Below are 11,618 nucleotides of genomic sequence, written 5' to 3'. Positions count from 1 at the left end.
AGGGGATGAAATCCGGGAGGGACTACATATGACTTCGACTAATAAATCATGGAGCCAACCGACTAATCCAGAGCCGCTCTGGAGAGGTATGGTCGACTTGCCAACATACCCATCTCTACAAGAAGGTATAGATACAGACGTGGCGATTATTGGAGCCGGGATCTCGGGGATTACGGCTGCTTATCTCCTGTCACAAGAAGGGCTTCGGGTGACAGTAATTGATTCCAATAAAATCCTCTATGGAACGACTGGGCATACCACTGCCAAAATGACCGCACAACATGACCTGATCTACGATGAACTTTTACAACACATGGGCAAAGAAAAAGCTCAGGCCTATTACCTAGCCAATACAGATGCAATCCAATTTATGCGGAGAACAGCAGAAGACCTATCGATTCAATGCGATATGGAGACACAGGATGCGTATATTTATGCCTATCAGAAGTCCTCTCTGTCTCAGATGGAAAAAGAGATACAAGCCTACTGGTCTCTCGGAATTCCTGGGGAGTATCTTGATCATCTATCTATCCCTGTTTTAGGAGTGGAAGCAGCGATCAAGATGCCAAATCAAGCACAGTTCAACCCGTTGAAATATCTAGCTGGCTTGGTAAAAGAGGTAGAGAAGAATGGCGGGAAGTTTTATGAGAATACCACTGCTAGTTACATAGAAGATGGCGATGAACCAAAAGTAGTGCTTGAGCGTGGTGCCAAGATTTCGTGTCGTCATGTCATTATCGCTTCGCATTTTCCGTTCTATGATAAAGGATTTTATTTTACGAGAATGTATGCCGATCGTTCGTATGTAGGAGCGATCAAACCAAAGCACCCCTATTCTGGGGGAATGTATGTGAGCATTGATACTCCTGGAAGGTCTCTTCGCTCAGTGAAAGTCAACGGAGAGGACTGGATCTTGTTCGGTGGGGATACTCACAAAACGGGACAAGGTGGATCAACTCAGCACTACTATGAGGAAATTGAGCGGTTTGCAGAAGAGACCTTTGGGATTGCCGAGTATGGATGGCGATGGTCGGCTCAAGATTTGCACACCTTGGACAAAGTTCCGTATATTGGGCAGCTAACGGCGGATCGTCCCAATGTTTGGGTAGCGACAGGTTATCGCAAGTGGGGCATGACGCATGGAACTCTCTCTGGAATGATATTGAAAGATTTGATCCTTCAGCGTGAAAATCCATTTGCAGAACTCTATGATCCACAACGATTCCATGCTGATCCAAGCATTCGAAGCTTTATTGTGGAGAACGCAGATGTGGCAGGTCATCTTATCGCTGGGAAAGTTGGGATGAACTTTGAGAAGATCGAGAACATCCAAAATGATCAAGGGGCGATCGTACGAGTTCGTGGAGAACGTTGCGGTGCCTATAAGGATCAAGATGGGAAACTTCATATCGTCGATACCACCTGTACGCATCTAGGTTGTGAAGTGAATTGGAACTCGGGAGATCGTACTTGGGATTGTCCATGTCACGGTTCTCGGTATAGTTATGATGGTAACGTGATAGAAGGACCTGCCAAAGAACCACTCGCCAAAGTAGAGTTAGAGGAACAAGAGTCATAGGAAATGATCTGGACTTTAGGAGATATAAATAAGCACTGAATCCAAATGGACTCAGTGCTCTCTTTTTGGTTGCAATTGGAAACAAAGGATAGTACAATAAATTTTGTGCTATCGCTAGGAAGTTAACATTTTTAAATAATATCCCAACTTTATTATATTGGATAAAAAATGATTTGTCAACAAGTTAGTTCAATTGGAGGGAAGCGGATGGAACAACGTGATCAAGAATGGCAAGTAGAGGAAGCACGAGTAAAACGGGTAGTCGAAAAAGTACGGGAGAAGAACCGTTCACTCGAACAAGAAACTCAATCTGTGCAACGAGATATTGTGCAGATTCGCCGTAATTTCTGGGAAGATGTGACGGTCAACCTAGAGGATTCATCGGAAGCAGCAGAGACAGCGGCTTCGATACGCCAACAAGCAGAGGTGCTTTCAGAACGGGAGAGACGTTACCGTCATGCCCATAAACAATCGGAAGTACTACGCAAACTGCAAAAGTCTCCTTACTTTGGTCGGATAGACTTTCAAGAAACTGGTGACCCCACCTTGGAAAAGATCTATCTCGGGATCGGTTCGTTTTATGATGAGGAGAAAGAAGAGTTTTTGGTCTATGACTGGCGTGCCCCGATCTCCAGTCTCTACTATGACTATCCGCCTGGACCTGCTAGTTACGAGACTCCATCTGGCAAGATTGAAGGAGAGCTAGATCGTAAGCGGCAATTTGTGATCAAACATGGTGAATTAGAAGCGATGTTTGATACAGGAGTGACGATTGGAGATGAGCTACTCCAAGAGATCCTAGGCAAACAGGCCGATGCCAATATGAAAAATATCGTTGCGACGATTCAACGAGAGCAAAACCAAATTATTCGGGATGATCGCCACAAACTGATCGTGGTACAAGGAGTGGCAGGTAGTGGGAAAACATCGGCTGCACTGCAACGAGTTGCCTATTTATTGTATCGCTATCGGGAGCACCTCCGGGCGGATCAAATTGTCCTGTTCTCGCCGAATCCAATGTTCAATAGTTATATCTCTACGGTGCTTCCAGAGCTTGGGGAAGAAAATATGCAACAGACCACGTTCCAAGACTATTTGGAACGGGAGTTGGGTAAAGCGTACCAACTTGAAGATCCGTTTGATCAGATGGAGTTTGTCTTGGGTGATCCCAAAAGACCTGGCTATGATGCTCGTAAAGAGGGAATTCAGTGGAAATCGTCTGGTGTATTTTTCGAGGCTCTGGAGAAGTATTACGATCTATTGGGAACACAAGGGCTACGGTTTCGAGGAATTCGCTTCCGAGGAGAGATTGTCGTATCTGCCAAGGAGATAATGGAGTATTTTTACCAATTAGATCAGACATCCAAGATTTCTCATCGTCTCAGTCTGACACAGAGTTGGCTGCAAGATAAGTTGCGGGAGATCGAAGAGCAAGAATTACCAAAAGCTTGGGTGGAAGACGAGATTCAAAACTTAGATGAATCGATCTATGACCGAGTTCATAAAAAGTTACAAAAGCAGAAGCGCTACTCAGATAACACCTTTGATGATCTCGATCGAGAACAAGCGGAGCTCGCCAAAATTGTGGTCAGACGCTATATCAAACCATTACGAAAATTGGTGGATAGACTAGGTTTTCTCGATTTTCGCAATACGTATCGTCAGCTGTTCTCGCCAGATGGCAAGTGGATACAGCAAGTGACGACAGAAGAACTACCTGCTCATTGGAAAGAGATTTGTCAGCAGACGAAAGACAAGATTGACTCTGGAGCACTCTTTTATGAAGATGCGACTCCGTTTCTTTATTTAAAAGAGCGCTTAGAAGGATTTCGCACCAATACAACCATCCGTCACGTCTTTTTGGATGAGGCACAGGATTACTCTCCGTTTCAATTTGCGTTTATCCGACGCCTATTTCCACGCAGTAAAATGACTGTATTGGGAGATTTCAATCAATCGATCTATGCACATGCAGTTGCGAGTCGAGATCCATTTGCCCCTATTTATGGGTTATTTGAGTCAAATGAGAGTATACGATTTAACTTGCTGAAAAGTTATCGGTCGACGAAGGAGATCATGGAATTTGCTCGTCAAATGGTATCAGGAGGTAGGGAGATTGAGCCATTTGAGCGACATGGACAGAAACCTGTTTGGTATACCATTTCTTCTGAAAAAGAGCGTGTGATCGCCATCGCTCGTCAGATCGAGCGGTTGCAAGGAGTAGGGCGTAATTCTATTGCGGTACTTTGTAAAAATAGCGGAGAAGCCAAACGAATTCATCAACTGCTAACGAATGAAGGCAAGGTAAAAGCACAACTAGTACACAAGCACTCTGCCTCCTTTGATAAAGGAGTGGTCGTGATCCCCTCCTATCTTGCGAAAGGGATTGAATTTGATGCTGTTTTAGTATCGAACGCTTCTGACTATCGAGAAGAGGGAGAGCGGAAGTTATTTTATACAGCCTGTACCAGAGCAATGCATGAGCTACATTTGTTTGCACAAGGTCAAGCCAATCCTTTCTTGCGGGATGTTTCACCTGAAAGTTATGAACGAAGATGAGCTGTCGCTAATTGTTTCATATAGACTAATTAGAGCCTGTTGCATAATTGAGCCTAAAGCCAGAGGCGTGCCTATGTTTAACTTTGATTTATGCAACAAACTATGATTAGATAGGTGTTTTTTGGAGTCAAAGAGGAAAATATCTATCTCCAAATAGAAAAGGTGTATCAATTAGTAACAGTGGTTCGTCCCCATTGTCTAGGATGACTACCTATTCGCTGAGTGTTCAGCCTGAGTTGATTGCGATGGAAGGGTATGATGTAAGAGATCGTTATCGATTGATGTTGTTAGTTTATTTAATCGTATAGATGTAGGTTGGAAAGCACGAAGACATGGAATAGCAAAAGAGAAGAATAGAACATTCATTAAATCGGATCTTGCTGTAGGTGAAGCAAGGTCTTTTTTTGTACATTGTACGGTTGGTTGTATAAGAAAATCTAGCTAGTCTGTGTTACTAATGGATATATAGATAAAAGTCTTTTCAGGCTAAATAGAGATGAGGAGGGATTTGAGAGGTTATTGCGTGAAATGACACGTCCAAATCTCCTATTGTTAGATTTGAACGTTACAACCAAGTCTGTGGATGGACAGAAACTAACTCCACCTCAATGGGATGTATTACTGAGAAGGCTTTTGTATTGAATGATATTATTTATTATAGGTAGTCAGTCTATTTTGATTAGGAGAGAAAAATATGAACAAAGCATCACAAATATATTGGGATGAATTTTGGAAGTCTCAAGGTCAAGAAAAACCAAAATTAGTAAGTTCGTGGCAATTCGGAGCTAATCCCGACCATTTAGCCCAATTAGTAATAGACGGTATTAAAACTGCTACTTGTTCTGGATTGATTTTTTATGAAATGGAAAATGAGCCATTACCTTCTGTTGAGGATTATAGCATTATCTTAAATAGTAAAGACGAACCTTTGGCGATTATCAAAACCGTAGATGTTCAAATAATGCCAATGAACGAGGTTCCAGAGGATTTTGCGGTTGCTGAAGGTGAAGGGGATCGAACTTATCGATATTGGAGAGAAGTCCACGAAAAATTCTTTACTAAAGAATTGAGTAATTTAGGAATGGAGTTTTCAGAAGATATGATGTTGGTATGCGAGCGTTTTACATTAGTCGATGTAAAAAATAAAAGAAAAACCGCCTAGAAAACCTCCAGGCGGTTTTGTGTGTGCTGTTTTCACCACATGTACTGTTATACACTTCACGATCACACTTCTATAGAACATAGATGGTAGTAGAAGATGAGAGTTATTCACCCTCTACTAAGTTAATTTTCTTCCTGTGTGGAATCTTCATTTGTAGTACTATCTTCTTGCCATTCTAATTGAGTTTGTAGCATGGTTTGTACACGTTCTCGTTCTTCCTTGGAGGCAATTTCCCACCAAACTACACGACCTCGTGAATCGTATTGTTGTGGGGTAGTCTTGATCGTATAGGATTCAATATTTGCTTTCGGAATGGATTTGTAGACTGCTCCAATCGAAAGCAAGTCACTTAACGTAAGATTATATGAAAAGTTATTGCCCACTGATTCCGTAATTTTAGGGAATTTACTGATGCCAACTACACTAACTAATTTATCGGTCAAATCAGCTAAAACTTCTTGTTGTCGTTTATTGCGATCATGATCTCCTGTTGTATTATGACTATCTTTTCGTTGTCTCACATAAGCGAGGGCTTGCATCCCGTTTAAGTGGGCAGGACCTTCTTGAAATGAAATATGTTGATGAATGGCAGGTCCTCTAAATGGATATTCAACTTGGACATCTACACCATTCACTGCATCGACTATATCTACAAAACCTTGATAGTTGATCTTGACATAGTAGTCAATGGGGATCTGAAGGAAATTCTCTACCGTTTGGCGGATTACTTCTATTTCGTTCCCTTTTTTTCGACCATATGCTGCGGCTGAATTGATCTTGTCTTTGCCACCTGTCTTCCCAATTGTGACCAAAGTGTCGCGTGGAATACTCACCATTTTGACTGATTTCGTCTTGGGATTGACCGCAGCCACCATCAAGACATCTGGTCTCCACCCATCCTTTTTCTCGTCCGCAGCTTCAATCTGATCAACGCCCATCAATAAAACCGCAAAAGGAGTCTCTTTTGGTTGAACTTCTTGATCTCGCATGTCCGATTTCCCAATGCTGTTATCTTGACCCTTTCCAAAAGCTTGGTACAGGTTATATCCTACATATCCAAGGAACAACAGAAGCAGAATTCCTATAATTGCTAAGATGCGAAACCATTTTTTTCTCTTCTGTTTTTTTTCTTCTAGACGGTCTACTCTTCGAATGATTTGCATCTTCATCCCATCCGATCTATTTACATTTTGTATCTACTTCTTACCCTAACCTTGTCTAAATTTAGCATTAAGTTAAACATAGGTGCACGGCTGGCTTTCCCACTTGTGCCTGTTGAGAGGGATCTGCTTTGGCTACCTATCGAGTCGTATCTCAATAGCGGGAAACCTCTGGCTTTGGGCTTTATGCAACATGGTATAAATCATTCTAACTCGTTCAGAAAACTGTCAAAAGTAATTATTTTCCGGTATAATGGACGTAATTCGACACGGATCGTTTGGATACATCAAGGAGGATTTAAAATTGGCTAGTAAAAGTTCTGGCATTGGCCGAAAAGTGATTCTTCCATTTGGGTTTGCCTTTGCAGGACCACTCTTTTTTATTGGGATTGTCATTATCATCGGTTTGTTTATTATTATTACATCTGGTAATCAGATCGGTACCAGTACCAATATTTCCGCTACTGCTGCAACTCGATCGATCTCTCCGCAAGTATTACGGTTTCAAGGAGAGATCGAAAAGGCAATGCAACAACAACAACTTCCTGCCAATCTATTACCATATATCTTAGCACTTACGATGCAAGAAAGCGGCGGAAACCATGTAGATATTATGCAATCTTCTGAATCGATGTGTAATGGACGCATTGGATGTATTCAGGACCCAGCTACTAGTATCCGTTATGGTATACGTCATTTCAAGTCTGTTTGGGATCAGACTAATTCCAAAGCCAAATCGGCAACCAACCCAGCTGCGAAAGATCCAGAAAATATTCTCAAAATCACACTTCAAAGTTATAACTTTGGTCCGGGATTTGTCGGATATGCCTTCCAGAATGGCGGAGTTTTCTCGGAAAACCTCGCTCGTGCGTTTTCACTGAAACATGCGACACGATCTAGCTGCGGTTGGCGCTCTCCTTATTGTTATGGAGATTATAAATATGTGGAGCATGTGTACCGTTACCTTACAATAAATGACCCTGTGATTACAAATATAAGTAATAGTAATTTAGTAGGTAATAATTCTGCACCCATTACCAAATGGACAGCAGAATCACAGATTGTCGTAGACCCTACTTCACCAAGAGGACGGGTAACACGCCGGACAGCGGACATGTATCGAGAAGTAATCAGTAAAAAGCTCTTTACTACAGAAGGATACCGCTCTGCTTCTTGTTATTCGCCACGTACTTGGGGAGAACATCCCAAAGGGCGTGCTTGTGATTTCGTCTATCAATTCAACCGCCCCGCAACAGGGATGGACTTGTCAGATGGAACCAAATTGGCTAACTATCTTGTTTTAAACCAACAACGTTTAGGAGTGAAATACGTAATTTGGAGCGGGAAAATTTGGCAGGCTAGCGAGCCGGAAAAAGGATGGCAAACATATCGAAGCAGTTTTTATGGTTGCCCGATCGAACCAAGTAAGATGAATAGCTTGTTAAAAAGTAAAGCGGCTAATAGTCTATGGACAGGATGTCACTATGATCATGTGCATGTTTCCATGTATTAGCCACCAAGTAAATAAGGTTGTGAACAAAAAAGGAGACTATTCAAAATAGAATAGCCTCCTTTTTTGTTTTGAAGTTTCTCTCTCTGTATAATAAATCTATTGGACCGCCTTGGATCATTTACCAAATGCATCAATGGAGTGGTTTGAAACAAGATCAGGGAGTATTTTGCAATTATGTACATCATGTTATGGAAAAGGTGAGTGGGAAGAGATGGCAACCGAAAAATTATATTATCAAGATCAATACATGCGGTCTTTTACAAGTAAGGTTCAAAAACTGGATCAAGATGAAAAAGGACGTTTCTATGTAGTGTTAGAAAAAACGGCTTTTTACCCAACTGGAGGTGGACAACCCTATGACACTGGCACACTAAATGGTGCTCGTGTTTATGATGTGGAGGAAGTGGAAGGGGAAATTCGACATTACATAGAGGAGCCTATTAAGAGTCAGGTACATAACGAGTACGTTGGAGAACTAGACTGGAATCGACGTTTCGATCATATGCAACAACATGCTGGCCAACATATTTTATCAGCAGCATTTGAAAATGTTTATGGTTATAAAACCGTTAGTTTCCATTTAGGGAAAGAAGTTTGTACGATAGACCTCAATATAGCAAATTTGACGGATGAGGAAGCAAGTCAAGTAGAGGCAGTGGCAAATAACATCATCCTGGAGAATCGCTCTATCGATGCGAAGTGGGTAACACAGAGGGAGCTTGAGCATTTTTCTCTGAGAAAGGAACTATCCGTATCCGAAAATATTCGTCTAGTAATTATTCCAGACTTTGATTATAACGGTTGTGGTGGAACACATCCCAACTCAACAGGACAGGTCAGTTCAATCAAAATTTTACATTGGGAAAAGCAAAAGAAACATATTCGCGTTTACTTTGTGTGTGGAAATAGAGTGTTAAAACAGCTACATGAAAAACAGAAGGTCATTCAAAGTTTAACTACTATTCTCAATGCCCCACAAGAACAAATGAAGGAAGCAGCAAATCGGGTCTTACAACAAACAAGAGATCTCGAAAAAACAGTGGATGAATTAAGAATGAAGCTGATCGATCATGAAGTAAATGCATTCATCGACAAAGCGCAGTTACATGGTGACTTCAAATTAGTCAAAGCCATCTTTCTAAACCGCCCGATTGTAGAAGTACAGCAACTGGCAAAAACGATTACCATGAAAACGAACGATATCCTAGTGGTTTTTATAAATGAAAATGAAACCAAGTTACAACTAGTTTGTACGAGAAGTAATGAGTTGAATATCAATATGAATCAGTTAGTAAAAGGCATTTTACCTATTATAAATGGGAAAGGCGGAGGGAATACATCATTTGCCCAAGGGGGAGGAGACAAGATCGTTTCAGCAGAGCGATTAATGGAAGAGTTGATGAAATTGCAGGTGTGAGGGGGATCAGTATTGAGTAATGATGGGATTGTAGAATTGGATGGATTTAAATTAGCATACAGTATAGAAGGAAATGGAGAACCTGTACTTGTAGTTGGCAGTAAGGTTTATTATCCTCAGCTATTTTCTAAACAGCTAAGAAAACAACTGAAGCTAATTTTTATTGACCATAAAGGTCATGTAAAGCCATCACGAGATTTGAAACCAGAGGACTATACATTAGACCGGATTTTAGAAGATATCGAAATGATGAGAGAAAAACTTTGTTTAGAGGATTTTGTTATACTAGGACATTCAGGAAATGCATTTCTTGCTTTAGAATATGCAAAAAAATACCCCTCTTATGTTCGAAAAGTTGTTTTATTGAACTCAGCCCCTACAAATAGCCAAGAACGACAAGAACAGAGTATTTCTTTTTTTAACCAAACCGCAAGTCCAGAAAGAAAGAGCAAGTTTGAAAAAGATATCGCTTTATTAGCAAACGATATGGAAAAAGAGCCAGAAAAACGATTTGCTCATATGTGTATTCGAATGGGTGCACATAGCTTTTATGATTCCACATTGGATGCTACTCCCATGTGGAATGGTGTGTACACAAATATGCCAGTCATCGATTATTTATGGGGAGAAGTTTTTGGGAAGCTTAATATGATCGAGTCTTTAACTAACTTTGAGAAACCGGTGTTCCTTGGATTAGGGAAATATGATTATTTGGTTGGTCCCAGTTCATTATGGGACTCGATTGAGGGAAAACTTTCAAATGTAACAAAAGTGATTTTTGAGCGTAGTGGTCATAATCCCATGTTGGAAGAACCAGATTTATTCGATTCTCATTTAATCAAATGGATACAAGAAGATAGAAGGTAACACCAAAAAGACTAGCAATTTTTGATGCTAGTCTTTTTGGTGTTTATTTAAATAAGTTTATTTTTGCTTCGATTTTCCCTTGATCATTAGCTATGTTAATTTGTCCATGCTCCACAGTGTAATTGTTCACAATCTGTTTTACTGTTTCTACGGGTAAATCTAATGATAACTCCTTTTTTATCAAACTGTGAATCATGTAGAGTTCTTTCTCCAGAAAGTTATGAATTAATATATCATGATTTGATTTGTGATCATAAAATTGAGTTAGCCCATAAGCTTTCATCAATTCTTTTATTGGAGTAAGGATTCTATTTGCGTCAAGGTAGAGCATAAGTTGGTATTGAAAGTTGGGGAGCTCTTTCTTAGACATATAGCTGTTATAAAGATCTCGTTCATGGAAAACTCCGGTTTGTACAAGATGTTGCATGTCATAGAGCGTTTTTTTATTAAGTATTTTCTCTAAAACAGTCCGGGTTTTTTTATGACTGTGTAGAAATTGGTTGTACTCTTTTAAATTACCTTTCCAAGTTGACCAACTGCTTTTTAACAATTTTGTATATAACCGTAAGTACTCTTCTAAAAGATATTTTGGATCTTCTTCTTTTGTTCCTTTTAGTTGTCTTATTGGATAGATCATTTTTTTATCACATTGAGTATATAGAGGGCATGTGGGACAACGAAATGGAAAAACAGGAATAACTCTGTTTGTTTTCCCATTATTAATTTCATCTAGTAGCTTAAACATAATTTTTTCCGCTTTCACCATTTTAGAACTTCCATACTCATAGGAATGAATATTACTAGAAGTATTTTTTCCATAATCGATTTTCCCTAAAACTTTGTGTCTAGGAAAATGTAGTTTAATTAAATAAAGGTAGGCAGACAAAACGATTAAATCAGAGTATCTGGAGTTGGGTTGATAGCTAGGAGGACTTTGCTTTTCTTCTGTTCGTGCAAGGGTAAAAACGATAGACCCATTTTCTAACTTTATTTGAGAGATCTCACCGTAAAGAGGTTTTTGGTAGGAGACATCGGCTAGTAGAAGGGTATCATTATCTTTTATTTCTTCTGCCTTAATTTGAGAGAAACTTAGTTTTCGGATCAAACTTTTTTTCTTGAGTGATCGGTATAGTTCTATACATCTATTAAAGAAACTCTTCTTTTGTTGCTTTTTCTTTTTTTTCGTAGGCTTTTGTTCTTCGAATAATCTCTCTAGAAATTCATTTTGCTTTTGTCGTTTTATGTAACGCTCACGTTGTGCACTAATATCAATCAACTTGTTGTGACTTTCTCGATTTTGAGACCAATATTCCTTACAAAACAAATAGTCTTCTAATTGCTTTATATTTATCAATTTCTAT

The 11,618-nt window shown here is 39.9% G+C and carries 8 protein-coding genes; 6 read left to right on the top strand and 2 right to left on the bottom strand.

Annotated features, from left to right (window positions below; genetic code table 11):
• The first annotated feature begins 28 nt into the window (after positions 1 to 28).
• The 3 genes from VJ09_RS05750 to VJ09_RS05740 all read left to right on the top strand — a co-directional run bounded on the left by VJ09_RS05750 (position 29) and on the right by VJ09_RS05740 (position 5,300).
• Positions 29 to 1,579 (top strand): FAD-dependent oxidoreductase, encoded by a 1,551-nt coding sequence (locus VJ09_RS05750; protein ID WP_044640639.1) that lies wholly within the window; start codon positions 29 to 31, stop codon positions 1,577 to 1,579.
• 207 nt (positions 1,580 to 1,786) lie between these two features.
• Complete coding sequence (helD, locus tag VJ09_RS05745) at positions 1,787 to 4,138, top strand: RNA polymerase recycling motor HelD (RefSeq protein ID WP_044640638.1); 2,352 nt, start codon at positions 1,787 to 1,789, stop codon at positions 4,136 to 4,138.
• Between the two features lie 694 nt (positions 4,139 to 4,832).
• Positions 4,833 to 5,300 carry an ASCH domain-containing protein gene (locus tag VJ09_RS05740; protein WP_044640637.1) on the top strand — a complete coding sequence of 156 codons (468 nt, stop codon included), beginning with the start codon at positions 4,833 to 4,835 and terminating at the stop codon, positions 5,298 to 5,300.
• Between the two features lie 122 nt (positions 5,301 to 5,422).
• Here VJ09_RS05740 and VJ09_RS05735 read toward each other — a convergent pair whose 3' ends face one another.
• Entirely contained in the window at positions 5,423 to 6,463 is a 1,041-nt protein-coding gene (locus VJ09_RS05735; protein ID WP_044640636.1) for an LCP family protein, read from the bottom strand.
• 301 nt (positions 6,464 to 6,764) lie between these two features.
• On the opposite strand from VJ09_RS05735, the gene VJ09_RS17490 reads away from it, so the two are divergent.
• The 3 genes from VJ09_RS17490 (at position 6,765) to VJ09_RS05720 (ending at position 10,257) form a co-directional block, all read left to right on the top strand.
• Positions 6,765 to 7,973 (top strand): lysozyme family protein, encoded by a 1,209-nt coding sequence (locus tag VJ09_RS17490; RefSeq protein WP_052807237.1) that lies wholly within the window; start codon positions 6,765 to 6,767, stop codon positions 7,971 to 7,973.
• A gap of 211 nt (positions 7,974 to 8,184) precedes the next feature.
• The gene (locus tag VJ09_RS05725; protein WP_044641627.1) at positions 8,185 to 9,390 is read left to right on the top strand and encodes a serine-tRNA(Ala) deacylase AlaX; all 1,206 of its coding nucleotides are present in this window, start codon (positions 8,185 to 8,187) and stop codon (positions 9,388 to 9,390) included.
• 12 nt (positions 9,391 to 9,402) lie between these two features.
• Positions 9,403 to 10,257 (top strand): alpha/beta fold hydrolase, encoded by an 855-nt coding sequence (locus VJ09_RS05720; protein ID WP_044640635.1) that lies wholly within the window; start codon positions 9,403 to 9,405, stop codon positions 10,255 to 10,257.
• Between the two features lie 43 nt (positions 10,258 to 10,300).
• On the opposite strand, the gene VJ09_RS05715 is transcribed toward VJ09_RS05720, so the two are convergent.
• Positions 10,301 to 11,611 (bottom strand): hypothetical protein, encoded by a 1,311-nt coding sequence (locus VJ09_RS05715; RefSeq protein ID WP_044640634.1) that lies wholly within the window; start codon positions 11,609 to 11,611, stop codon positions 10,301 to 10,303.
• Positions 11,612 to 11,618: the final 7 nt, after the last annotated feature.

The sequence above is a fragment of the Risungbinella massiliensis genome, assembly GCF_000942395.1.
GTDB lineage: Bacteria > Bacillota > Bacilli > Thermoactinomycetales > Thermoactinomycetaceae > Risungbinella > Risungbinella massiliensis.
This window is presented reverse-complemented; position numbering and strand designations above follow the sequence as displayed.